Origin of the sequence: Streptomyces sp. CA-142005 (genome assembly GCF_050942335.1) — a bacterium.
GTDB lineage: Bacteria > Actinomycetota > Actinomycetes > Streptomycetales > Streptomycetaceae > Streptomyces.
In genome coordinates this window covers 7,041,404-7,065,000 of record NZ_CP192078.1, presented here as the reverse complement: position 1 = coordinate 7,065,000, position 23,597 = coordinate 7,041,404, and the positions used below count along the sequence as shown (strand labels likewise).

General features: G+C 68.5%; 22 protein-coding genes and 1 pseudogene (1 of these 23 cut by a window edge). 9 read left to right on the top strand and 14 right to left on the bottom strand.

Translation table 11 applies throughout. The features are described from left to right. The 3 genes from ACQPXS_RS33005 to thyX all read right to left on the bottom strand — a co-directional run. A protein-coding gene (locus tag ACQPXS_RS33005; RefSeq protein ID WP_351807060.1) for a ribonuclease J crosses the window boundary here: on the bottom strand, positions 1–299 show its beginning. The gene continues 1,387 nt to the left of window position 1, outside the view; only the first 299 of its 1,686 coding nucleotides appear in the window; its start codon is at positions 297–299; its stop codon lies off the left edge, out of view. Positions 300–454: 155 nt separating this feature from the next. Beyond that, the gene (dapA, locus tag ACQPXS_RS33000) at positions 455–1,354 is read right to left on the bottom strand and encodes a 4-hydroxy-tetrahydrodipicolinate synthase (protein WP_433453000.1); all 900 of its coding nucleotides are present in this window, start codon (positions 1,352–1,354) and stop codon (positions 455–457) included. 221 nt (positions 1,355–1,575) lie between these two features. Next, on the bottom strand, positions 1,576–2,325 hold the full coding sequence (gene thyX / locus ACQPXS_RS32995) for an FAD-dependent thymidylate synthase (RefSeq protein ID WP_351807062.1): 750 nt from the start codon (positions 2,323–2,325) through the stop codon (positions 1,576–1,578). 169 nt (positions 2,326–2,494) lie between these two features. Here thyX and ACQPXS_RS32990 point away from each other — a divergent pair, with 169 nt between their 5' ends. Continuing rightward, positions 2,495–2,731, top strand: coding sequence for a hypothetical protein (locus ACQPXS_RS32990; RefSeq protein ID WP_055708662.1), 237 nt, complete (start codon positions 2,495–2,497; stop codon positions 2,729–2,731). 87 nt (positions 2,732–2,818) lie between these two features. Then, positions 2,819–3,379: a hypothetical protein gene (locus ACQPXS_RS32985; protein WP_433452998.1), complete on the top strand. Its 561-nt coding sequence runs from the start codon at positions 2,819–2,821 to the stop codon at positions 3,377–3,379. A 119-nt stretch (positions 3,380–3,498) separates the two neighbouring features. On the opposite strand, the gene ACQPXS_RS32980 is transcribed toward ACQPXS_RS32985, so the two are convergent. The 6 genes from ACQPXS_RS32980 to ACQPXS_RS32955 form a co-directional block, all read right to left on the bottom strand. Then, positions 3,499–3,951 carry a hypothetical protein gene (locus tag ACQPXS_RS32980; RefSeq protein WP_351807064.1) on the bottom strand — a complete coding sequence of 151 codons (453 nt, stop codon included), beginning with the start codon at positions 3,949–3,951 and terminating at the stop codon, positions 3,499–3,501. Positions 3,952–3,964: 13 nt separating this feature from the next. After that, positions 3,965–4,717 (bottom strand): 4-hydroxy-tetrahydrodipicolinate reductase, encoded by a 753-nt coding sequence (gene dapB / locus ACQPXS_RS32975; protein WP_356306107.1) that lies wholly within the window; start codon positions 4,715–4,717, stop codon positions 3,965–3,967. A gap of 33 nt (positions 4,718–4,750) precedes the next feature. Next, complete coding sequence (locus ACQPXS_RS32970; protein ID WP_433452996.1) at positions 4,751–6,130, bottom strand: M16 family metallopeptidase; 1,380 nt, start codon at positions 6,128–6,130, stop codon at positions 4,751–4,753. Then, positions 6,127–8,346 carry a polyribonucleotide nucleotidyltransferase gene (locus tag ACQPXS_RS32965; RefSeq protein WP_351807067.1) on the bottom strand — a complete coding sequence of 740 codons (2,220 nt, stop codon included), beginning with the start codon at positions 8,344–8,346 and terminating at the stop codon, positions 6,127–6,129. Before ACQPXS_RS32965 ends, ACQPXS_RS32970 begins: the two co-directional genes overlap by 4 nt. A 342-nt stretch (positions 8,347–8,688) precedes the next feature. Further along, positions 8,689–8,976 (bottom strand): 30S ribosomal protein S15, encoded by a 288-nt coding sequence (gene rpsO / locus ACQPXS_RS32960; RefSeq protein ID WP_053664877.1) that lies wholly within the window; start codon positions 8,974–8,976, stop codon positions 8,689–8,691. 182 nt (positions 8,977–9,158) lie between these two features. Next, entirely contained in the window at positions 9,159–9,374 is a 216-nt protein-coding gene (locus ACQPXS_RS32955) for a hypothetical protein (RefSeq protein ID WP_433452994.1), read from the bottom strand. Between the two features lie 207 nt (positions 9,375–9,581). Here ACQPXS_RS32955 and ACQPXS_RS32950 point away from each other — a divergent pair, with 207 nt between their 5' ends. Further along, positions 9,582–9,908 (top strand): DUF397 domain-containing protein, encoded by a 327-nt coding sequence (locus ACQPXS_RS32950; RefSeq protein WP_433452993.1) that lies wholly within the window; start codon positions 9,582–9,584, stop codon positions 9,906–9,908. Positions 9,909–9,981: 73 nt separating this feature from the next. Here the strand turns inward: ACQPXS_RS32950 and eccD are convergent, their stop codons facing one another. Continuing rightward, a complete protein-coding gene (eccD, locus tag ACQPXS_RS32945) occupies positions 9,982–11,487 on the bottom strand; it encodes a type VII secretion integral membrane protein EccD (protein ID WP_433456048.1) in 1,506 nt (501 codons plus the stop codon). Positions 11,488–11,823: 336 nt separating this feature from the next. Between eccD and eccCa the strand changes: the two genes are divergently transcribed. After that, on the top strand, positions 11,824–15,789 hold the full coding sequence (eccCa, locus tag ACQPXS_RS32940) for a type VII secretion protein EccCa (protein WP_433452992.1): 3,966 nt from the start codon (positions 11,824–11,826) through the stop codon (positions 15,787–15,789). 5 nt (positions 15,790–15,794) lie between these two features. Here the strand turns inward: eccCa and ACQPXS_RS32935 are convergent, their stop codons facing one another. Further along, positions 15,795–16,166, bottom strand: coding sequence for a hypothetical protein (locus ACQPXS_RS32935; protein WP_433452990.1), 372 nt, complete (start codon positions 16,164–16,166; stop codon positions 15,795–15,797). A 164-nt stretch (positions 16,167–16,330) separates the two neighbouring features. On the opposite strand from ACQPXS_RS32935, the gene ACQPXS_RS32930 reads away from it, so the two are divergent. Then, positions 16,331–16,744 carry a hypothetical protein gene (locus ACQPXS_RS32930; RefSeq protein WP_433452989.1) on the top strand — a complete coding sequence of 138 codons (414 nt, stop codon included), beginning with the start codon at positions 16,331–16,333 and terminating at the stop codon, positions 16,742–16,744. 45 nt (positions 16,745–16,789) lie between these two features. Here ACQPXS_RS32930 and ACQPXS_RS32925 read toward each other — a convergent pair whose 3' ends face one another. Next, positions 16,790–17,101, bottom strand: coding sequence for a PQQ-binding-like beta-propeller repeat protein (locus ACQPXS_RS32925; protein WP_433452988.1), 312 nt, complete (start codon positions 17,099–17,101; stop codon positions 16,790–16,792). Then, positions 17,098–17,448: a PQQ-binding-like beta-propeller repeat protein gene (locus ACQPXS_RS32920; RefSeq protein WP_433452986.1), complete on the bottom strand. Its 351-nt coding sequence runs from the start codon at positions 17,446–17,448 to the stop codon at positions 17,098–17,100. Before ACQPXS_RS32920 ends, ACQPXS_RS32925 begins: the two co-directional genes overlap by 4 nt. Between ACQPXS_RS32920 and ACQPXS_RS32915 the strand changes: the two are divergent. The 4 genes and pseudogenes from ACQPXS_RS32915 to ACQPXS_RS32900 all read left to right on the top strand — a co-directional run. Next, a pseudogene (locus ACQPXS_RS32915) lies at positions 17,363–17,764 on the top strand (type VII secretion protein EccC); the annotation flags it as partial. The gene ACQPXS_RS32920 and the pseudogene ACQPXS_RS32915 sit on opposite strands and share 86 nt — an antisense overlap. Before the next feature lie 239 nt (positions 17,765–18,003). Beyond that, positions 18,004–18,516 (top strand): hypothetical protein, encoded by a 513-nt coding sequence (locus tag ACQPXS_RS32910; RefSeq protein WP_351807072.1) that lies wholly within the window; start codon positions 18,004–18,006, stop codon positions 18,514–18,516. A 28-nt stretch (positions 18,517–18,544) separates the two neighbouring features. Next, positions 18,545–20,824 carry a hypothetical protein gene (locus ACQPXS_RS32905; RefSeq protein ID WP_433452984.1) on the top strand — a complete coding sequence of 760 codons (2,280 nt, stop codon included), beginning with the start codon at positions 18,545–18,547 and terminating at the stop codon, positions 20,822–20,824. A gap of 211 nt (positions 20,825–21,035) precedes the next feature. Further along, the gene (locus tag ACQPXS_RS32900; protein ID WP_433452983.1) at positions 21,036–21,389 is read left to right on the top strand and encodes a hypothetical protein; all 354 of its coding nucleotides are present in this window, start codon (positions 21,036–21,038) and stop codon (positions 21,387–21,389) included. A 39-nt stretch (positions 21,390–21,428) separates the two neighbouring features. Here ACQPXS_RS32900 and ACQPXS_RS32895 read toward each other — a convergent pair whose 3' ends face one another. Beyond that, positions 21,429–23,540: a protein kinase domain-containing protein gene (locus ACQPXS_RS32895; protein ID WP_433452982.1), complete on the bottom strand. Its 2,112-nt coding sequence runs from the start codon at positions 23,538–23,540 to the stop codon at positions 21,429–21,431. Between the last annotated feature and the right edge of the window lie 57 nt (positions 23,541–23,597).

The window sequence follows — 23,597 nt, the reverse complement described above, 5'->3', positions numbered from 1 at the left end:
TTCTCGCGGAGCAGGAACGGGACGCCGCCGATGTGGTCCTCGTGGCCGTGCGTGAGGACGATGCCCTCGATGTCGTCGAGGCGGTCCCGGATGGACGAGAAGTCCGGCAGGATCAGGTCGATTCCGGGCTGCTCCTCCTCGGGGAAGAGCACTCCGCAGTCGACGATCAGGAGGCGGCCGCCGTACTCGAAGACTGTCATGTTTCGGCCGATCTCACCGAGACCGCCGAGCGGGGTGACCCGCAGACCTCCCTCGGGGAGGGGCGGGGGCGGGCCGAGTTCGGGATGCGGATGACTCAAAAGACTCTCCTCACCACACGCGCCACGTACCGGTCGGGCACGTGGCGCGTGAGACGTTCGTGCAGAAGCAGTTGTCGTTGTGGGGTGCGGGCACCGGTGGCCCGCCTCTTCTGTTGTTCTTCACTTGTGAAGCCCGTGTGGTGCCAAGTCTGTTGTCAGAGCTGTACCCCGCCGGCGGCAAGATCGATCTTGAGCTGGGCGATCTCCTCGGGCGAGCACTCGACCATGGGCGAGCGCAGCGGGCCCGCGGGCAGTCCCTGGAGGGCGAGCGCGGCCTTGGTGGTCATGACGCCCTGGGTGCGGAACATGCCGGTGTAGACCGGGAGGAGCTTCTGGTGGATCTCGGTGGCCTTGACGACGTCGCCGGAGACGTACGCGTCGACGAGGGCGCGCAGGTCGGGGGTGACGACGTGGCCGACGACCGAGACGAAGCCGACCGCGCCCACGGAGAGCAGCGGGAGGTTCAGCATGTCATCGCCGGAGTACCAGGCGAGGCCGGACTCGGCGATGGCCCAGCTGGCGCGGCCGAGGTCGCCCTTGGCGTCCTTGTTGGCGACGATCCGGGGGTGCTCGGCGAGCCGGACGAGGGTCTCGGTGTTGATCGGGACGCCGCTGCGGCCGGGGATGTCGTAGAGCATGACCGGGAGGCCGGTGGCGTCGGCGACGGCCGTGAAGTGCCGGTACAGGCCCTCCTGCGGGGGCTTGTTGTAGTACGGCGTGACGACCAGCAGGCCGTGCGCGCCGTCGCGCTCGGCCTGGCGGGCCAGCTCGACGCTGTGGTGGGTGTCGTTGGTGCCGACGCCGGCGACGACGTGGGCGCGGTCGCCGACGGCCTCCAGTACGGCTCGTACGAGGTCCGATTTCTCCGCATCGCTGGTGGTGGGGGACTCGCCGGTGGTCCCGTTGACGATCAGGCCGTCGTTGCCTGCGTCCACCAGGTGGGCGGCGAGCCGCTGCGCGCCGTCGAGGTCGAGTGCGCCGTCCGCCGTGAAGGGCGTGACCATGGCGGTGAGGACCCGCCCGAAGGGGGTCTGCGGAGTCGAGGTCGGAGCCATGGGTAACACGCTACTCGGTGCTCCCTGTGCGGTCTGCCCTCGGGGGGTCGGGAAAGTCAGGACAAATGCGGAGCCCGGCACTGCCTGCTCGGGGGTTCAAGCAGTGCCGGGTCCGTTTGATCAGGCTAGATGAACTTCTCTAAATGCCGCAATACGGACACTTCGCCAGGCTGATCCGTACATCCGTTCCGGGCGGGGGAACAGGGCTTCGTAGGCCTTTCTTACGGGGCCACGCGCCCGTTCGCGTTGAAGGCGGCGTACGTCAGCGGCATGAGCTTCGCCCACTCCGCCTCCATCTTCTCGCCGACCATCTCGATCTCCCGCTGCGGGAAGGACGGCACCTTGGCCAGTTCGTGCTGGGTGCGCAGGCCGAGGAAGTGCATCAGGGAGCGGGCGTTGCAGGTGGCGTACATCGAGGAGTAGAGGCCGACGGGGAGGGCCGCGCGGGCGACCTCGCGGGCGACGCCCTCGGCGAGCATCTTCTGGTACGCCGCGTACGCCTGCTCGTACGACTCCCGCAGGGTGCTGGAGACCGCCTCGTGCTGGGCCGGGGTGCCCTCGACGAAGACGTACTTGCCGGGGCGGCCCTCCTGGACCAGCTTGCGGTCGGTGCCGGGGACGTAGAAGACCGGCTCGAGCTCCCGGTAGCGGCCGGACTCCTCGTTGTAGGACCAGCCGACGCGGTGCCGCATGAACTCGCGGAAGACGAAGATCGGGGCACTGACGAAGAACGTCATCGAGTTGTGCTCGAACGGGCTGCCGTGCCGGTCCCGCATCAGGAAGTTGATCAGCCCCTTGGAGCGCTCGGGGTCCTTCTTCAGCTCGTCCAGGGACTGCTCGCCGGCGGTGGAGACCCGCGCGGCGAAGAGGACGTCGGCGTCCGAAGCACTGGACTTCACCAGCTCGACGGTGACGTCACTGCGGAACGTGAGCGACTCGGGGGTGGTCACGGGGGTTGGGGTCCTTCCCATCACAGCTGTGGTTCGCGCCCACCTTACGGGGCACCCGCCCGGACCTCGGCAGTACCCGGCCTCAAAAATCCCTCCACGGATTTTTTCCGACATGGGCACCTTTTGTGTCACTCGATCGTCTGTATCGGTGAGGATCACTCGTTCGATCCCGAAAGGAGACGCACGCAAGATGTTCCGTCGGCGCGAGCCCGTGCCCTTCGCCTTCCTGGCCGAGGCGGACAGGTTCCGGAGCAATGTCACTCCCCCGCCCCGTCCTCGGGCGTCCTTCGGGGAGATAGCCGGGCGCTGGCTGCTGGGCCTCACCCTCGTCGCCGGGCTGGTGGGAGCCCTGATCCTCGGCATGCCGGCGATGTCCACCCCGTCCAGTACGCCGACACAGCAGTCCCAGGCCTCTCAGGGGCACTGACCCTTCCGGCCACCCAGGGTGGTGAGCGGGAACAGCGGCGGATAGCCTCACCGGCACAGCCACGCACGCATCGAGTGAGGACCAGCCGTGCCCCTGTCCTTTCTGACGGCCGACCGCACCTTCGAGGCCGCTTCCGAGAGCGCGTTGCCCTACGACGACCGGGAGCGCTGGCGGCGCCCGTATCGTCCCGGTCCCTGGCGGGTGGCTGTGGCGGCGCTGGTGCTGCTGCTCGCCTCCTTCGTGCTGTTCTCGGCGGTGGCCATAGCCCTGACCCGCTCGGTGTCCTCCGCAGGGGCTTTCCTGACAGCCGGGCTCGTGGTCATCGCCGGCGCGCTGCGGCTGCTGCGCATGGGCGTGTGGGTGAGCGGGCGCGGGCTGCGCCACGTCGGCTTCCTGGTGACGCGTACGGTGCCGTGGGCGCGGGTGATCTCGGTGCGGACGGTGCAGCAGCCGGTGCGCTGGCTGGGGTTGCCGCGGGCGGTGCAGGGGCAGGCGCTGGAGCTCGTACGCAAGGACCGGCCGGCCACGGACACGCCGCCGCTGCTGACCACGCACACACTGGACTTCCTGGGCCGCCCGGCCGCCTTCGACCGCGCGGCGGACACGGTGGAGGCCTGGGCGGCGGAGTACGGCCGCGGGCGCGGCTGAACAGAAGGGTGCCGGGGCTGGTGCCGGCCGCCGGGGTTGGATCGCCTACCGGCGCCGGCAGGGTGCCGCCCGCGCAGAGAACGTTCGGCGGCTGGGCGCCTGAGCGCCGCCGGACGGCGTCAGGCCTCGGCCGGCTTGCCGTCGTGCAGGGCGATGGCCCTTTGCATCGCCTTGCGGGCGCGAGGGGTGTCGCGGGCGTCGTGGTAGGCGACGGCGAGGCGGAACCAGCAGCGCCAGTCGTCGGGCGTCGCCTCGGTCTCGGCCTTGCGCTTGGCGAAGACCTCGTCGGCCGAGTCCCGGTCGATCCGGCCGCTGGGCAGGCGCTTCAGCTCGTCCACGGGCAGTCCGCCCTCGGCGTCGAGTTCGGCGGCGAGAGCGTTGGCCCTGCGGACGAACTGGGTGTTCTTCCACAGGAACCACAGGCCGATGACCGGCAGGATCAGGACCGCGACCCCGAAGGTCACGGTCACGACCGTGCCGGACTGGATGAGCATGACGCCGCGGCTGCCGACCAGGACGAAGTAGAAGACCAGGACGGCGGCCGTGACGAGGTAGGAGATCTTCGCGCGCATCGGGGAGTCTGTCTCAGCTCAGGTCCAGGAAGTGCTCCAGGCCGAAGGTCAGGCCCGGAGTGGTCACCACGCGGCGGGCGCCGAGCAGGATGCCCGGCATGAAGCTGCTGTGGTGCAGGGAGTCGTGGCGGATGGTCAGGGTCTCGCCCTCGCCGCCGAGCAGCACCTCCTGGTGGGCCAGGAGGCCGCGCAGGCGGACGGCGTGGACCGGGATCCCGTCGACGCTGGCGCCCCGCGCGCCGTCGAGGGCCGTCACCGTGGCGTCCGGCGCCGGGGCCGTACCGGCAGCCCTGCGGGCCTCGGCGATGAGCTGGGCCGTGCGCGTGGCCGTACCGCTCGGAGCGTCCACCTTCTTCGGGTGGTGCAGTTCGACGACCTCGACCGACTCGAAGTACGGCGCGGCGATCTGCGCGAACTTCATCGTCAGGACGGCGCCGATGGAGAAGTTCGGCGCGATCAGCACACCGGTCTCCGGGGACTCGGCCAGCCAGCCCTTCAGCCGCGCGAGGCGCTCCTCGGTCCAGCCGGTCGTACCGACGACCGCGTGGATGCCGTGGCGCACGCAGAAGTCCAGGTTGTCCATGACGGAGTCGGGGGTGGTCAGCTCCACGGCGACCTGGGCGCCGCTCTCCGCCAGCGTCTGGAGCTTGTCGCCCCGGCCGAGGGCGGCGACCAGCTCCATGTCCTCGGCGGCCTCGACCGCCTTGACCGCCTCGGACCCGATCCGGCCCCTGGCACCGAGGACCGCCACGCGCAGCTTGCTCATCTCTTGCTTCCTTAGGGAGTGACCGGGAGGTGACTAGGCGACGGCGTCGTGCAGCCGCGCGGCCTGCTTGTCCTTCAGCGGGCCGATGACCGACAGCGACGGGCGCTGCCCCAGGATGTCGCGGGCGACCGAGCGGACCTCGTCCGGGGTGACCGCCGCTATCCGGTCCAGCATGTCGTCGACGGACATCTGCTCGCCCCAGCACAGCTCGCTCTTGCCGATGCGGTTCATCAGCGCGCCGGTGTCCTCCAGGCCGAGGACGGTGGAGCCCTGGAGCTGGCCGATGGCGCGGGCGATCTCGTCGTCGGTGAGGCCGTTGACGGCGACGTGGTCGAGTTCGTCGCGGCAGATCTTCAGCACGTCGTGCACCTGGCTCGGCCGGCAGCCGGCGTACACGCCGAACAGGCCGCAGTCGGCGAAACCGGAGGTGTACGAGTACACGCTGTACGCCAGGCCCCGCTTCTCCCGGACCTCCTGGAAGAGACGGGAGGACATGCCGCCGCCAAGGGCGGTGTTGAGGACGCCCATGGCCCAGCGGCGGTCGTCGGTGCGGGCGAGGCCCGGCATGCCGAGGACGACGTGCGCCTGCTCGGTCTTGCGGCCGAGCAGCTCGACCTTGCCGAAGGTGCGGATCGCACGGCTGCCGTCGCGCGGGCCGATGGGCTGCGCGTCGAGGCCGTTGAAGGCGCCCGCCTTCTCGAAGGCCGCGCGGACCTGTCGTACGACCTTCGCGTGGTCGATGTTGCCGGCGCAGGCGACCACCAGGTGGGTGGGGTCGTAGTGCTTCTTGTAGAAGCGGCGGATGCGGTCGGCGGTGAGGGCGTTGACCGTGTCGACCGTGCCGAGCACGGGGCGGCCGAGGGCGTTGTCGCCGAACATGGTGTGCGCGAACAGGTCGTGCACACAGTCGCCCGGGTCGTCCTCGGTCATGGCGATCTCTTCGAGGATCGCGCCGCGCTCGACGTCGACGTCCTCCTCCAGGATCAGCGAGCCGGTCAGCATGTCGCAGACGACGTCGATGGCGAGCGGCAGGTCGGTGTCGAGCACGCGCGCGTAGTAGCACGTGTACTCCTTCGCCGTGAACGCGTTCATCTCGCCGCCGACGGCGTCGATGGCGGAGGAGATGTCCAGCGCGCTGCGCTTGTCCGTGCCCTTGAAGAGCAGGTGCTCCAGGTAGTGCGTGGCGCCGTTCAGCGCCGGGGTCTCGTCGCGGGAGCCGACGTGCGCCCAGATGCCGAAGGTCGCGGAGCGGACCGAGGGCAGAGTCTCGGTGACGATGCGCAGGCCCCCGGGGAGGGTGGTCTTGCGGACCGTGCCGATGCCGTTCTGGCCCTTGATGAGGGTTTGGGTACGGGCGACGGCCCGCGCCTCCGAAGAGGGGCGGGCCGTCACCTTGGAGCTACGGGACGTCACTGCTCGGCGTCGTCCTTGTCCGAGTCGTTGCCTTCCTCGCCCTCGATCACCGGAACGAGGGAGAGCTTGCCGCGGGAGTCGATCTCGGCGATCTCGACCTGGACCTTCTGGCCCACGCCGAGGACGTCCTCGACGTTCTCCACGCGCTTGCCGCCGGCGAGCTTGCGGATCTGCGAGATGTGCAGCAGACCGTCCTTGCCGGGCAGCAGGGAGACGAACGCACCGAAGGTGGTCGTCTTGACGACCGTACCGAGGTAGCGCTCGCCGACCTCGGGCATCGTCGGGTTGGCGATGCCGTTGATCGTGGCGCGGGCGGCCTCGGCGGAGGGGCCGTCGGCGGCACCGATGTAGATCGTGCCATCGTCCTCGATGGTGATCTCGGCGCCCGTGTCCTCCTGGATCTGGTTGATCATCTTGCCCTTGGGGCCGATGACCTCGCCGATCTTGTCGACCGGGATCTTGACGGTGATGATCCGCGGGGCGTGCGGGCTCATCTCGTCGGGCCGGTCGATGGCCTCCATCATCACGTCGAGGATGTGCAGGCGTGCGTCGCGGGCCTGCTTGAGGGCCGCGGCCAGGACGGAGGCGGGGATGCCGTCCAGCTTGGTGTCGAGCTGGAGGGCGGTCACGAACTCCTTGGTGCCGGCGACCTTGAAGTCCATGTCACCGAAGGCGTCCTCGGCACCGAGGATGTCGGTGAGGGTGACGTAGTGCGTCTCGCCGTCGATCTCCTGGGAGATCAGACCCATGGCGATACCGGCGACCGGGGCCTTCAGCGGCACACCGGCGTTCAGCAGCGACATGGTGGAGGCGCAGACCGAGCCCATGGACGTCGAGCCGTTGGAGCCGAGGGCCTCGGACACCTGGCGGATCGCGTACGGGAACTCCTCGCGCGTCGGCAGCACCGGCACCAGGGCGCGCTCGGCGAGGGCGCCGTGGCCGATCTCGCGGCGCTTCGGGGAGCCGACGCGGCCGGTCTCACCGGTGGAGTACGGCGGGAAGTTGTAGTTGTGCATGTAGCGCTTGCGGGTCACCGGGGAGAGGGTGTCCAGCTGCTGCTCCATGCGAAGCATGTTGAGGGTGGTGACGCCCAGGATCTGGGTCTCGCCACGCTCGAACAGCGCGGAACCGTGCACCCGCGGGATGGCCTCGACCTCGGCGGCGAGGGTACGGATGTCCGTCACCCCACGGCCGTCGATGCGCTTCTTCTCCTTGATCACGCGCTCACGGACCAGGGTCTTGGTCAGCGAGCGGTACGCGGCGGAGATCTCCTTCTCGCGGCCCTCGAACTCCGGCAGGAGCTTCTCGGCGGCCAGACCCTTGACGCGGTCCAGCTCGGCCTCGCGCTCCTGCTTGCCGGCGATGGTGAGCGCCTGGGCGAGCTCGGGCTTGACCGCTGCGGTCAGGGCCTCCAGGACGTCGTCCTGGTAGTCCAGGAAGATGGGGAACTCGCCGGTCGGCTTGGCGGCCTTGGCGGCGAGGTCGGACTGGGCGCGGCACAGGACCTTGATGAAGGGCTTGGCGGCCTCCAGACCGGCGGCGACGACCTCCTCGGTCGGCGCCTCGGCGCCACCCTCGACCAGCTTGATGGTCCTGTCGGTGGCCTCGGCCTCGACCATCATGATCGCGACGTCGCCGTCCTCCAGGACGCGGCCGGCGACCACCATGTCGAAGACGGCGTCCTCGAGCTCGGTGTGCGTCGGGAAGGCGACCCACTGGCCGCGGATCAGCGCGACGCGGACGCCGCCGATCGGGCCGGAGAAGGGCAGACCGGCGAGCTGCGTGGACGCGGACGCGGCGTTGATCGCCACGACGTCGTACAGGTGGTCGGGGTTGAGCGCCATGACCGTGCAGACGACCTGGATCTCGTTGCGCAGGCCCTTCTTGAAGGACGGGCGCAGCGGGCGGTCGATCAGGCGGCAGGTGAGGATGGCGTCCTCGGACGGCCGGCCCTCACGGCGGAAGAAGGAACCGGGGATCTTCCCGGCCGCGTACATGCGCTCCTCGACGTCGACCGTGAGCGGGAAGAAGTCGAGCTGGTCCTTGGGGTTCTTGGAGGCGGTGGTGGCCGACAGCACCATGGTGTCGTCGTCCAGGTACGCCACGGCGGAACCGGCGGCCTGCTTGGCCAGGCGGCCCGTCTCGAAGCGGATCGTACGGGTGCCGAAGGCGCCGTTGTCGATGACGGCCTCGGCGTAGTGGGTCTCGTTCTCCACTAGCGTTTTCTCCGTTACATATCGTCTTTCGTCCCTTGGCTGCCCGTGTGGCAGGGGGACGGCGGTGGAGAAGCGCGCCGTGCGGTGCGGGCCGGTCTTCGATCGAAGCACCCGGGGCTCGCTTCCCCCCGGGGGCCACTACCGAGGACCGGCGGCGGCTAGGTGCGCTTCTCCTCGTTCTGTGTTGTACGTCGTTCTGTGTCGTACGTATTGCGTTGTGCTACCACACTACAAAGCGTGAGTGACACTCCGCACGTTTCCGCACGTGCGAGCAAGGTTTCCGCACGTACGACGAAGGGAGCGGTCCCGGGTGCTTCCGGGAACCGCTCCCTTCACGGCGTCTTACTTGGCGCCCGCCGCACCACGGCGGATGCCGAGGCGGTCGACCAGCGTACGGAAGCGCTGGATGTCCTTCTTCGCCAGGTACTGGAGAAGGCGGCGGCGCTGACCGACCAGGATCAGCAGGCCACGACGGGAGTGGTGGTCGTGCTTGTGGGTCTTGAGGTGCTCCGTCAGGTCGGAGATCCGACGGGAGAGCAGGGCGACCTGGACCTCGGGGGAGCCGGTGTCACCCTCCTTGGTACCGAACTCGCCGATGATCTGCTTCTTCGTAGCGGCGTCGAGCGACACGCGTACTCCTCATAGTCTGTTGAGTGCCACCGAGTGCCCCCGGTCTACGTCTCGGGGGAGCTTCCGTTACTCGGGAGGCGGGGATCCGCTGGGCGCGGCCACCAGAGTCTTTTCACAGATCTCCGGAGGTGCGTACACAAACGGCCGTCACTCAGGGTACCAGCACGGTTCGGCCGTCCGTGTCACCGGTCGCGCTGGGCGTTCCAGATCAGGAGGGCCACGATCACGAGGATCAGGGCGATGACCGTCAGCCACACGAAACCGCTGCCGCCGGATCCGTGGCTCCCGTAGTGGTGGTAGCCGCCGTGATAGCCGCTGTGGTAGCCGCCACGGCCGCGCCCAAGGGCGAGGACGTCGGTCGACGGGAGGGACACTGGGGCGGTGCCAGGCATGCTCATGCCCGGAAATTTACGTGGGCATGGCATGCCATGGGCGCGCCGGTTGCCCGCCTGTGACGAAACCTCCGCTCTCCAGGCACAAGCGGCCGCCCGTCCGGCCCGCCGCTCTTCCGGGCGTTGACCAGGTGATTTCACCGTACGCGTGCGTGGCCTCCCAGTAGGGTGACAACGCAATGCCGTCCGCATGCCGAAGGGGGCCGCTTCACCATGGCCGAGACACAGGGCACGAGCGCCGGGATCCCGTCGCCGGAATCGCAGGAAGACGTCAAGGCACGCAAGGAGCGGGAACGGGACGAGCTGTACGCCCTCGACATCTCCGGCGCGGAGTGGCACTGCGCGCCCGGCACGGAGGAGCACGAGGAGCGCGTCGAGATCGCGTACCTGCCCGGCGGGGCGGTGGCGATGCGCTCCTCCCTCGACCACGACACCGTGCTGCGCTACACCGAGGCGGAGTGGCGGGCGTTCGTCCTGGGGGCGCGGGACGGGGAGTTCGATCTGGAGCCTTCGGAGCGGAACGGGGGGCTTGGGGGGTAGTGGCGGAACGTGAGAAAGGGACGGCACGCATGTGTGCCGCCCCTTTTTCCGTGGCCTTCCCCGGCGTCGGTCCTCAGCTGGTCATCGCCCGTGCACGCGCGTACACGTCGAACACGGCCAGCGCCAGCGGGATGAGCGTGAGCAGGACGAAGCTCTCGGCGATCTCCAGGAAGCGGCCCCAGAAGGGGGTGACACCGCGGCGCGGAGTGATCAGGCCGATCGCGGTGACCAGGGCAGTGGCCGCGCCGACCGCCGCGGCGAGCCAGAGGCTGCGGATGTCGAGCGACGAGGTGTCGCCCTGGAAGGCGTCGATCAGATAGCCCCGGGGCGAGTTCAGGGCGAGCCCGAGGCCGAGGAAGACGAGGGCGGCGAGGCCGGCCGCCAGGGTGGCACCGACCTGCGCGGTGTAGCGGAACAGGTGCGCCCGCATCAGCATCGCCACGCCGGTCGCGAGGGCCAGGAGCTGGGCCCAGACGTTGCTGGAGAAACCGAGGACGATCGACGCGCCCACGGCGACGAGGGCACAGCCCCCGACGAGACCGACGAGGAGTTCGTGGCCGCGCCGGGCCTGCGCGGCCACCCGCTCGGCGTCCACGGGCTCCTGCGCGGCGGGCTCGCCGGTGTCGTAGCCGCCGCGGGAGGGGTTGGGCGGTTCGAAGCCGATGGGCAGCCGCGCGAAGCGCATGGACAGGCCCGGCAGGAAGGCCAGCGCCACGACGGACAGCGGGGCGCAGATGGCGGCCGTCTCGATGGGCCTGAGATCGGTGAGGGTCGCGATGAAAGTGGTGACCAGACCGATCGCGGAGGCGAAGAGGAACGCCACGAAGGGTCCGTCACCGCCGGGCGAGACCAGGGTGAGCACCAGGGAGGCGACCAGGACCGCCGTGCAGGCGAGCAGGAACTGGAGCCGTCCGATGCCCTCGTGATCGGCGAGCGGCAGCAGTCCCGAACCGGCCACGCCGATGTTGGGCAGGGCGCCGAGTCCCAGCGCGACCGCCGAGCCCCGGTCGTCGTACACACGCGCGCGTACGCAGGCGAGGGTGACCAGCAGGATGCCGGTGACGCCCGCGATGATGCCCTGCAGGCTGTGCATGTCGTGGTGGACCTGGGCACTCCAGGCCACGAAGGCGAGCAGCGCGGGCAGGATGCCGCCGGCGACGAGGCCGGCGGCGCGGGTGAGGTCGCCGCTCCACAGGGTGCGGTCGCGGGTGACGGCGGAGGCCACCGCCTCGGAGACGTCGTCGAGGACGGCGGGCGGCAGCGACTCGGCGAACGGACGCAGGGTGAGCAGTTCGCCGTCGAGGATGCGTTGCGCCGTGAAGGACCGGGCGCCGTCGAGGACGGTGCCGTCGCGCCGTACGAGGTGGTAGCCGACCGGAGCGCCCTCGGCGGGGCTCTGCTGGGACAGGCGCAGTATCTCCGGGTACAGGTCGGCAACTGGTACGTCGTCGGGCAGCGCCACGTCGATACGGCTGTCGGGCGCCACGATGGTGACCCGGCAGAAGCCGAATCCCATGCCCGACCCGGAGGCTCCGGTGCCGTGTCCCCCGGGTGCGCCGGCCGGCGCGGAGGCCGTCATGCTCACCTGCTGTTCCCCCTCGTCGGTGGTGGGGCGGTCCGCGGTGCCGCCGCGCACCTTCCGCCCGTAAAAATCCTGTGTAGGTTGTGCGGCGCCGCACGCTCCGCCGGTGAACCGAGCGGTCGCATCCGGGGTTTGCGGGGAGGCGCCTCCTTCGAACCGTTGCGGATTGCCCGAGTTTTCCCGGAACGATTCGCAACTGCTCACGCGTCTCACCGGCACCCTACCGCCAGCCGTTGTCAGTGGTTGTCAGTAGGATCGCGCTTCGCGATCGACGTTCGCCTGACACGGGGCGGCGGACGAAAAATCTCGGTCCGGCAAGGGAATTGGTGCGTAGTGAGCCACATCGTCGTCAAGCGCCCACCGCGGGCACTGCCGAAGGAAGTGCCCACGGACGAGGTCCTGTTGCAAGCTCCGCCGGAACTTCCGCGCGGCCAGCAGGAAAGCGCTTGGATGCAGCTCCTGCCCATGCTCGGCATGGGCGGGTCGGTGGTGTTCTTCTTCAATCCCCAGGCCCAGCCCTTCATGAAGATCATGGGCCTGTTGATGGTGGCCTCGACGGTCGCCATGGGCATCTCGATGCTGGTCCGCTACCGGCGCGGCAACCAGGGGCAGATGGCCGACATGCGCCGTGACTACCTGCGTTACCTGTCGCAGACCCGGCGTGCCGCCCTGGACACCGCGCAGGCCCAGCGCGACGCGCAGTACTACCTGCATCCTTCGCCGGAGCAACTGTGGGCGCTGGTCGCCGAGGGCAGCCGGGTGTGGGAACGGCGCACCGGGGACGAGGACTTCGGGCAGGTGCGCGTGGGTCTCGGTCCGCAGTCCCTGGCCACTCCCCTGATCCCGCCGCAGACCGGCCCGGTGGACGAGCTGGAGCCGCTCACCGCGGGCGCCATGCAGCGCTTCCTCGCCACGCACAGCACCCTCGAAGAGCTGCCGATGGCGGTCTCGTTGCGCGCCTTCTACCACGTGACGATCAGCGGCGAACCCGGCACCGTGCGCGGCGCCGCCCGTGCCGTCACCGCCTCCCTCGCCTCGCTGCACTCCCCCGAGGACCTGGTCATCGCCGTCGTCTCGGAGCGCCAGTCGGCACCCGAGTGGGAGTGGGCCAAGTGGCTGCCGCACGTGCAGGCCTTGGGCCTCGCCGACGGCGCCGGCAGCATCCGTCTGATCACCACCGACCCGGTCGAGCTGGAGGACCGGCTCGCCGCCCGTCTCCAGGGCCGCCCGCGCTTCCACCCCGGTGGCCCCCCGGTCCCCGAGCAGCCGCACGTGGTGGTCGTGCTCGACGGCGTCTCGCTGCCCCCGACCTCCCTGCTGGCCAGCCCCGAGGGCATGCAGGGTGTGACGGTCCTGGAGGTCGTGCCGGGCGACCTCACCATCGGCCGGGGCGACCTGTCCGTCATCGTGCAGCCCAAGGAGCTGCGCCTGGAGTCCGCGCACGGCATGGTCTACGAAGGGACGCCCGACGTCCTGTCGTACGAGGCCGCCGAAGCTCTCGCCCGTCAACTGGCGCCGCTGCGGGTGGCGTCGGGCGGGGACGACGACGAACCCCTGCTCGCGAACCTGGAGTTCACCGACCTGCTGAACCTGGGCGACGCGGCCTCGGTCGACCCGAAGCGGACCTGGCGGCCGCGCTCGCAGTCGGAGCGGCTGCGGGTGCCGATCGGTGTCGGTGAGGACGGCCGGCCCGTCATGCTCGACCTCAAGGAGGCCGCGCAGGAGGGCATGGGCCCGCACGGCCTGTGCGTCGGTGCGACCGGTTCCGGCAAGTCGGAGCTGCTGCGCACACTGGTCCTCGGCCTCGCGGTGACCCACTCCTCCGAGACGCTGAACTTCGTCCTCGCCGACTTCAAGGGTGGTGCCACGTTCGCGGGCATGGCCCAGCTGCCGCACGTGGCGGCCGTGATCACCAACCTGGCCGACGACCTGACCCTCGTCGACCGCATGGGCGACTCGATCCGCGGTGAACTGAACCGCCGCCAGGAGCTGCTGCGCGACGCGGGCAACTACGCCAACATCCACGACTACGAGAAGGCCCGCGCGGCCGGCGCCCCCCTGCAGCCGATCCCGTCCCTCGTCCTCGTGATCGACGAGTTCAGCGAGCTGCTGACCGCGAAGCCTGACTTCATCGAGATGTTCGTGCAGATCGGCCGCATCGGCCGTTCGCTGGGCGTGCATCTGCTGCTGGCCTCGCAGCGCCTTGAGGAGGGCCGCCTGCGCGGCCTGGAGACCTATCTGTCGTACCGCATCGGTCTGCGTACGTTCTCGGCGGCCGAGTCCCGCGCCGCGATCGGTGTCCCGGACGCCTACGAACTGCCGAACGTCCCGGGTTCCGGTTTCCTGAAGTTCGGCACCGACGAAATGCTGCGGTTCAAGGCGGCGTACGTCTCCGGCGTGTACCGCACGAGCTCGCAGCAGGCGGCGGCGTTCGGCGGCCCGCTACCCGTCGACCGCAGGCCGGTCCTGTTCACCGCGGCCGAGGTGCCGGTGCAGTACGCGCCGGTTCCGAAGCAGCGCCAGGAGACGGCGGAGGAGCGGCAGGACGACGCGCTCGCCGACACCGTCCTCGACGTGATCGTGCGGCGCCTGGAGGCGCAGGGTCCGGCCGCCCACCAGGTGTGGCTGCCCCCGCTGGACAGCCCGCCGTCGCTCGACGCGCTGTTGCCGGGCCTCGCCCCGGTGCCCGGCCGTGGCATGACCCAGCCGGGATACGAGGGCGCCGGCCGGCTCGTCGTCCCCGTCGGCCTCATCGACAAGCCCTACGAGCAGCGGCGCGACCCGCTGTGGCTCGACTTCGGCGGCGCGGCCGGCCATATGCAGATCATCGGCGGCCCGCAGTCCGGCAAGTCGACACTGCTGCGCTCGATCATCGCGTCGTTCGCCCTCACCCACACCCCTTATGAGGTGCAGTTCTACGGCCTGGACTTCGGTGGCGGCGGTATGGCGGCGGTGGCCGCCCTGCCCCACGTGGGCGGCGTGGCCTCACGCCTCGACCCGGAGAAGGTCCGGCGTACGGCGGCCGAGGTGTACGGCGTCATGACCCGGCGCGAGGAGTACTTCCGGTCCGCGGGCATCTCCTCCATCGCCGAGTTCCGCACCCGTCGGGCGCGCGGCGACATCTCGGTGACCGACCAGCCCTGGGGTGACGTCTTCCTCGTCATCGACGGCTGGGGCAACTTCCGCACGGACTACGAGGCCCTGGAGCCGCTGGTCCTGGACATGGCCCAGCGCGGGCTCGGCTACGGCATCCACGTGATCATCACCGGGTCGCGTTCGATGGAGGTCCGGGCGAACCTCAAGGACCACCTGATGAACCGCCTCGAGCTGCGGCTCGGTGACCCGATGGACTCGGAGATCGACCGCAAGATCGCGGCCAACGTGCCCACCGGGGTTCCGGGCCGCGGCCAGACCCCGCAGAAGCAGCACTTCATGGCGGCGGTCCCGCGCATCGACGGTCTCTCCTCCGACACGGACCTGGCGGAGGCCACGACCGCGCTGGCGGCCGAGGTCACCCGGCACTGGCAGGAGCCCGGCGCACCCGAGGTACGCCTGCTGCCACGCGAGTTCCCGGCGACCCAGCTCCCGCCGGGCGACCGGTTCCCCCACCGGGGCATCTCCTTCGCCCTCGACGAGGACAACCTCGAGCCGGTGTTCGTGGACTTCGAACAGGACCCGTTCTTCCTGGTGTTCGGCGAGAGCGAGTCCGGCAAGTCGAACCTGCTGAAGCTGCTGATCAAGCGCCTCACCGAGCGCTACGACGGCAACGACTGCAAGCTGTTCGTCGTCGACAACCGGCGCTCGCTGCTCGGGGTGACCCCGGACTCGCACCTGGCCGAGTACATCCCCATGTCGAACCAGATGCAGCACCACATGGACGCGCTGGCCGACCTGATGCAGCGCCGTACGCCGACGGCCGACGTGACCCCGGAGCAGTTGCGCAACCGCAGCTGGTGGCGGGGGCCCACGGTGTACGTCGTCATCGACGACTACGACCTCGTGTCCACATCGACCGGCAACCCGCTGGCGGGCCTGACGGAACTCCTCCCCTTCGCCCGCGACGTCGGCGTCCGCTTCATCATCGCGCGCTCCACGGCGGGCGCCGGCCGCGCCGGCTACGAGTCCTTCATACAGCGCATCAAGGAACTCGGCGCCCAGGGCGTGGTCCTCGCGGGCGACCCGGCCGAGGGCGAACTGCTGGGCGGAGTACGGCCGCGGGCGATGCCGGCGGGACGGGGCATCTTCGTCTCGCGGAAGCGGGGGAAGCCCATGGTGCAGGTGGGGTTGGCGGAGTCCTAGGAGGCCTATCCGTGCGACTTCAGAGTTGCCGCGGCCTGCATCGTCGAGCCGGTCGAGCCATTGCCCGATCCGGCGGCGACGATGTCCGCCTGACTCTTCACGTCGTCGTAAAGAATGTTGGCTTCTTGCCCGACGGCTCCTAGGTTCGTCCTGGTGAACGACCAGGTCCCCCGTCCCTCCGCCGCCAGAGCATCGAGCAGGACACGTCGAGCGAAGCCGAGACGCAGGCCGGCGAGGAGTACACCAACGGTCGGCAGGCGGCTCTGGATTCCGCAAGGGCCGCCGTCGACCACGCACTGGTGAACAACAACACCGTGGATCCAGACACCGCCGAGGATCTCAGAAGAGCCGCGCGTACATCTGCCCGTCACAGCCACTCGGACGGCGCCCAGTGGAAATCGGAGAGTAGCAAGCATTGAGATACGCACCGCATGCCCTCCGAGGCGCGTCACTCCTCGTTGCCGCACTGACGATGGTCGGCTGCTCCTCCGGCGGGCCGAAGCAGGAGTTCACAGTCCCGAACGTCCTGTGCGGAGTGTCCGTGCCGAGCAAGGCTCTCTCTCAGCTGCTGCCGTCCTCGGGCAAGCGGCTCGCCGTCGAACGGACCGGAAGTCTGGACGAGGGCTCCGGGCTGTGCACGGTCAAGGTTGACGGAGCCACGGTGCTGGAAGTCAGCGGAGAACGCATCGACTCCGGAGACTCTGCGCGGAACATCCTGCGCAGCCGACTCTCGATTCAGGACCCGAAGTCCGCGGAGAACAACGCCATCGCATACGCCGATCACGCTGCGGCATCGCTGATCAAGTGCCGGGGCACCGATGTCGAGGAGGAGGACATCAGCACCCTCATCAAGATTCTCAAGCTGGCGCACGCGGACGAACCAGCCATGAAACAGCTGATCCAGGGATACACGAACTCGCTCAAGGCCCAGAGTCCGTGCAAGGAGAAGTCCTGAGTCGGCGCTTCCGTACGAATGCGCCGATGAACCTTCGCGAGGGCCTCAGAACACCGGCAGCGCGTAGAGAGAGCCGTCGTTTCTGACGAACGCCCTGTTGCCGTCGACCGCGATGGAGTGGTGCCGTGCTTCGGGCAACTCGTACGACCAGCCCGACCGTCCTGTGCCCAGGCCCACGGTATTGATCGTCGTGCGGTACGAGTGGTCGATCATCCACACTCCGGTTCCCTGGACGAGCACGGCACTGTCGCCGCTGCCGGCCTTGTAGGACGTCCAGGTATGGCCGCCGTCGATCACTCTTCGCCGCTCGGGGAACATCCCGCCAGGCGCGTAGACGGAGTCTCCGTGGACACTCACCCGCCCCCAACTGCGCAGGGTGGTCGTACATCCTGGGTCGTGTGAGACCAGATCTTCGTGCCGTCGGTGATCTTCCGTGCGGTCAGCGTCCTGCCGTTGAGGTACACGACGCCATGCTGTGCGACCGGAGTGATCGAGACCTTCTCCGCTTGGTTTCGCAGCTCCCATGCGAAGCGGCCGTCGCTGGTCGCCACCGTCAGTACGTTGCCGTCGGCAGTCGGAAGGACAAGACGTCCGCTCCCGACGGCTCCCTTGGCTGAGCAACGCCGTACGCCGACCGCCGACGTGACCCCGGAGCAGCTGCGCAACCGCAGCTGGTGGCGGGGGCCCACGGTGTACGTCGTCATCGACGACTACGACCTCGTGTCCACATCGAGCGGCAACCCGCTGGCGGGCCTGACGGAACTCCTCCCCTTCGCCCGCGACGTCGGCGTCCGCTTCATCATCGCGCGCTCCACGGCGGGCGCCGGCCGCGCCGGCTACGAGTCCTTCATGCAGCGCATCAAGGAACTCGGCGCCCAGGGCGTGGTCCTCGCGGGCGACCCGGCCGAGGGCGAACTGCTGGGCGGAGTACGGCCGCGGGCGATGCCGGCGGGACGGGGCATCTTCGTCTCGCGGAAGCGGGGGAAGCCCATGGTGCAGGTGGGGTTGGCGGAGTCCTAGGAGGCCTTCGCTCTGGGAGTCGTTGTCGGGCTGATGCTGTTGGCCTGGCCTGGGTGCCGCGGATCGTTCCGGTCCGCGGCACCTGGCGTTCTTGGGAAGCTGCGGGATTGAAGTGGAGGTTTTGGGAGCAGTTGAGCTTGCTGCTGTGCGCGTTCCCACGCTTTGCTATTTTTACCCGACCTAGACGATTCAGATGGAACGCAATTACTGGTCAGGCACTCCGCGGGGGTAGGTCATCCATGGCATGGGATGAATGGGAGCAGCTCAAGTCGGACGCGCTGGCGCGCCAGCAGGGTGGGGCGGCGCATATGCAGCTCAACCATGTGCCGGACGATCCTGGAGGAGGCTCCGCCACCGTTCCCAGCCAGACCGGCGACCTCAAGGTCACCCAGCACGACCTGACGAAGATCGGCAGCGAGGCCCACACCCTCTACAACCAGCTCTGGGACAAGGCCCGGCTGTCGAACACCAGCGTGGACTCGGCAGCGGGCGATCTGACGAAGCAAGGTTTCGCTCTCGGCTCAGGGCTCCAGCACGTGTCGAACAAGTGGGACACGCAGCTCAACTCCCTTTTGGACGCGTGCGCCCAGATCTCCAACCACATGCAGGTCACCAAGAAGATCCATGCAGGCGACGACGCGTACATCCATCGGCAGATGAGCAGCATCGACACCCTCGACGCCGGCTTCGACGAGCGTGTCGGGGGACCGGGGAAGCACAACCCGGTCTATGACCCGCCGAAGAAGAACTGATCTCGACACACGACGGGGACACCGACTCATGGATCTCGACGCTCTGCGCTTCGCCAACTTCAAGCTGCTCGACGACGCCGTCGAGGACTGGGGACACATCGTCAGCAACCTGAAAGACCTGGCGGAGGATGCCGAGAAGGGCCTGCACCAGGCCGCGAACAAGGCCGATTGGGCCGGCGAGAATAGCCAGGTGACCAAGGAGTTCATCGGCAAGACGGCCGGGGAGTTCCAGGACGCCCACACCCAGGCTCAGACCATCCACAACATCCTGAGTGACACGGCCGGAGAGCTGAAGAGTTATCAGAAGCAGCTCACTGGAGCGATCGAGCGCGGGCTGAAGAAGAACCTGACGGTGATGGACACCGGCAAGGGCACCTTCACCGTGACCATGAACGTCCACCCGGACCGGGCCGCGTCCGGCTACACCCCTCCGGAACACGACGAGCACGACGTCACCGCCCTCCGGGACGAGGTAGAGAAGATTCTCCGTAATGCCACGGAGAGCGACAACTCGGCGAAAACGGTACTCACGGCTCTCGTCGACCAAACCCAGTACGGCTTCTCGGACGCGAACTACAAGGACCGCGACTCGGCCGACGCTGCCATCAAGGAAGCGGACAAGTTGGCCGCCCTCGCCAAGAAGGACCCGGAGAAGCTGACGCCCGCCGAGTTCGACAAGCTCAACGCCGGGCTGAAGAAATACGCCGCTGACCCCCTGTTCGCGGAGCGTTTCGCCACCGACCTCGGACCGAAGAAGACGCTCGAGTTCTGGGCCGGCATCAACGATCCCCACAAGGCCGCAGAGTTGGGGCAGGCGCGGGTCGACCAGTACGACGACCTGCAACGCAACCTCGGCCTGACGCTCGCCACCGCCTCGCAGAGCGATTCGACCGCCATGACTGAGTGGAAGGGCAAGATGATCGCTCTCGGCGACCAGCCGGTCGGCGGGCAGACCGGGCCTATGGGCTTCCAGGTCATGAGCAACCTCATGCGGGCGGGTGACTACGACGACCAGTTCCTCAAGAGCTACGGCACCGCACTCATGGCCACCGAGCGCAAGCTCACCGGCAACGGCGAGCACGCCAACATGGCCTGGCAGCACATGGGCGTGGACCCGTGGCTCAACCGCATGGGCGACGACAGCGGCGACGACCCGTTGACGGGCTACCTCAAGGCACTGTCGGCCAGCCCGGACGCGGCCACGGACTTCCTCAACGAGGAGTACCTGCCCAAGGGGGGAGACCACAAGGAGGCGGTCTCCAACTTCTCGTACCTCTTCGAGGACCGTGAGTGGCCCAAGGAGACCGACCTCAAGGGCAACGACATCCACCCAGGACAGAACAACCTGGCCATGGCGATCGAAGCAGCCACGACGGGACACCCGGCGGGCGAGCTGCCCACGGCGGACACCCCGGCGCACAACGATCAGCAGGCCAAGCTCATGGCGAGCGTCGTAGCGTCCATCAGCGACGACCCCGACCGCCTGACCAAGAACGGCTACATGTCCGACAGCATCGGGCAGATGGCGTCGGAGTATCTGCCGGACATCAACCGGGCCACGACCGACGTGAAGCCTGATCCGGACTCCGCAGACTGGAAGCAGATCGAGAATCTCTTCCCGGTCGCCGGCTCGTCGGCACAGATGGACCACGCCGACGTGTCCCGGTTCCTGATCGCCGTCGGGCAGAACCCTGAGGGGTACTCGGCTGTGGAGGTCGGCCAGAAGAATTACATGGCGAACCTCATGGATTACCACATGAATCCGGACCTGCCCGAGGACCAGCGGTACGGGCAGAGCATGGAGAACACGATCAAGGAAATCTCCCGGCGGTCGGCAGAAGTTGGAGGCTGCCTCGCCATCGGGCGCCAAGAGGCCGTACTGGGACCCGCGAAAGAGGCGGACGAGGCCTACAACCACGCCGTATCGCAGTGGCAGAACGCGGCGAGCGGCGTCGTCGGCACCGGTATCGGAGTGGGAACGAGTTTCATCGCGTCCCCTATTGCGGGAGCCGCTGTCGGTGGCGTCGCCGGCACCGTCAGCGGTGCCGTACTCGGCGAACTCTTCAACGGCGTAGAGGGCAGCAACCTGGAGGACAAGGGCCTCACCTCGGCCGAGCTCTGGGAGGACAGCCGCGAACGCAATATCGCCCTGGCACAGAAGGCAGCCACCGAGGCGGCCAAGGCGCATCACTCGCCCTACGCGGGCCAGGTCGGCGAGTGGGCGCGCTACGGCACCCAGGACGGCTTCAACGACGCTTCCACGGACGGGCGGCGCATGGCCGACGACCTCCAGACGGAAATCTCCTGACGAGGAATCGAATCCGATGTCTGACAGCCGCTTCCATTCCCTCTTGCCCCGCGCCGCAGGCCTCTTCGCCATCTGCCTGACCCTGGCGAGCTGCTCTTCAGGATCTTCGGAAGGCAAGCGGGAGTACGCCGTTCCGTCGTCGCTGTGCGGAACGGCCGTGTCCTCATCGGCACTCGCACCGCTTCTGCCAGCAGGTAAGAAGATCACATCCGTGAAGAGCGGCCCTTCCGGTCTCACTCGGTGCCGACTGGTGGTCGACGGACAGGTCGCCGTCACCAGCATCATCGAGCAATGGGAGTCGGGCACCACCCTCAGAAACGTCGCCTACGGCACCTACGGTCTGACGTCCGCCAACGTCAAGAAGGAAGGGCCGAAGTACATCGTTTCCGACTCGAAGGCAGTGGGGCACGTCTCGTGCAGCAAGCCGGAGAAAGCAGACCACGAGGTCTTCACCATGATCCGGAAGGAGCACGGCACGATCGACACGACGACCATGGAGAAGGTCATCACCGAGTTCACCGATGCGGCCTCCACGGCCAAGGAGTGCGCCGGGCCCTCCACCTGAGTGGGATGAACGGGTACGAAAAAATGAGCTGCGCAGGGCTCAGAACGCCGCAAGAGCGATGACCGAACTGTCGTGCAGAACGAAGACACGATTACCGGCGGCGGCTAGGCGGGCGTAGTCAGACTGGGGCAGCTGGTAGCTTCGTGCGCGCTCTCCGTCGGATACTCGCACGGAATTGACCAGCAGCGCGGGCCGGTTCGCACTGTTGTCGAATTCAAGCGCCCAGACGGCGTGGCCCTGCCGTACCACCGGGCTCCCGGAGTCCGCGCAATCGAAGGCATTCCACAGCACCTTGCCATCCTTCTTGGACAGGTATCGGATGCCGTCCCCCGCGCTGGCATAGACCGCGTCCTCGTAAGCCGCGGGAGGGCCCCACTTGTCCCAGTCGGTCTCCCAGTCGCCGAGCCTGGTGCTCCAGATCTTCTCTCCGTCGCTCAGCCGGCGGGCGTCCAGGTACTTGCCGTTGATGTACACGGTGTCGTTGGAGACAGAGGGACGGACAGTGACTTCCTGGTGGTCGAGACGGGTCCACGCCGTGCGGCCGTTGCCGGTATGCACGACCAGCACGGTGCCGTCCAAGGTCGACATGACAAGCATGCCCTGGCCGATCACGGCCGGGTTGAGCAACTTGCCGCGGAAATCGACAGGGACGGGCACCGTCCAGCGAACCTTGGCCTCGGAGCGGTTCACGCTGCGCAGTTTGTTGTCCTTCGTCACGAAGTACACCGCATCCTCGTCAGCCGCGAGGAGCGTGGCCGCCTCGGCCGCCGGGCACGTCCACTTGGGTTCACCGGTGGAGGGCACGAAGGTCCGCAGCACGCCCTTGCCGTCGGCACCGATGACGAGCCGGTCGGAGAGGGAGAGGTAGCCGCTCTTCGTTCTGAGGTGAGGCGCGGTCCAGCGACGCTTGCCGCTCGTGATGTCGAAAGCCGCGACACCACCGGTCGCGACACCGAAGACGATGACGTCTCCGACCGGCAACAACGGTCGGGAGTAGGCATCTGCTTCGTTGGCCACTTCCCACAGATCCGTCGGCTGGACATCATTGCTGAACGGTTCCTTGACACCCTTGGTGTCCAGCTTCTGTACAGGCATGCGCACAGCCGGAGGAATGTCGAAGGGGCCGCTCTGCCTTTTCGTCGACCCGGCCCGCGAGCCGATCCACCACGCCGCCGTACCGCCCCCGCCCGCCAGGACCACGCCTCCCGCGGCGAGTCCCGTGAGCAGACGCCGGCGGGTGACGGACGGGGCTGTCTCCATCGTGACAGGCGCGGTCAGCCGACGTGCCCCGGCCTCCCGTTCCTTGATGGCGTCAGCGATCGGTCCACGCCGCCACACCCGGTCGGCCCCCTTGGGCGCCGCCATGGCCTGGATGATCTGGGCCGGAGCGGGACGCGCACCGGGATCCTTGGCCAGGCAGGGCAGGATCAGTGCCTGCAACGGCGGGGCGATTCCGTCGAGCCGAGGCTCGCCGTGTACCACTTCGTACTGCACGGCCGCGACATGCGAGCCCTCGTACGCCCGTCTGCCACTTGCCGCATAGGCCAGCACCGCGCCGAGCGAGAACACGTCAGCCGACGGAGCCACCCGCTGGCCGAGGACCTGCTCGGGAGCGCCATACCCCGGGGTGACGGGCACCTGCCCGGTCGTTGTGAGAGTCAGCCCGTGTTCGGGTCGGGCGATGCCGAAGTCGATGACTCGCGGACCGGACGAGGTCAGCACGATGTTGGGCGGCTTGAGGTCCCTGTGAATGAACCCGGCCGCATGGATGTCGGCGAGGGTCCGGGCGAGCGCGCTGGCCAGAGCACGCAGCGCCGGCCCGTCGAGAGGACCGTAGGTGTCGACCGCCTGGTCCAGAGTGAGCCCCGCGAGAAATTCGGTAGCGATCCAGGGCCGTCCGCCCTCGGTCCACGCGCCGAGCACGTTCGCGATGCCGCTGCTCCGCACCGCCTGCGCGGCCTGCGCCTCGCGCACGAACCGCTGGGCGAGGTTGGTGTCGTGGGTGAGCTCGGGCCTGAGCACCTTGACGGCGGCCAGGCTGCCGGCGCCGTCTTGGCCGACGTAGACCTTGCCCATGCCGCCTTCGCCGAGGACCCCGAGGACGCGATAGGGACCGAGGCGGAGTGGGTCGCCAGTGCCAAGGGGTTTCATAGGGGGGTCCTTCTGCCCGGAGGTGATGAGTAGGGGCGGACGAGCGGCGAGGCCCTG